We start from the raw sequence: 238 nt of genomic DNA, 5'->3' as shown, positions 1-238 counted from the left end.
CAGATGTCACGTTCGCGGTTGTCGCCCTCGGGCACGCGGCGGTTCACGGGCGAGCCGCATTGGCTGCAGAAATTCGCACGGCGCGGCGCGGGGAAATATTCGAGGGGCGATTTGGCGGTCATGGATACGATTCTAACGGCTGCGGCGCCGGCTGGCGCGCCGCGCGGGCGGAGTCGGCGCGTTGCCACCGAAGCGCGTTTCCAGGTGTTCGACGAAGGAACGCACCTTGGGCGACAGG

1 protein-coding gene is annotated in these 238 nt (G+C 67.6%); it reads right to left on the bottom strand.

The features are described 5' to 3' along the window. Positions 1 to 122, bottom strand: a 122-nt coding sequence (locus tag SB751_RS35030) for a zinc ribbon domain-containing protein (protein ID WP_410749620.1), incomplete at its 3' end; no start/stop codon positions are given. Between the last annotated feature and the right edge of the window lie 116 nt (positions 123 to 238).

Origin of the sequence: Cupriavidus sp. SIMBA_020 (assembly GCF_046535395.1) — a bacterium.
Classification (GTDB): domain Bacteria; phylum Pseudomonadota; class Gammaproteobacteria; order Burkholderiales; family Burkholderiaceae; genus Cupriavidus; species Cupriavidus campinensis.
The sequence above is the reverse complement of the archived record's forward strand: the minus strand, read 5'-3'. Positions and strand labels throughout refer to the sequence as shown.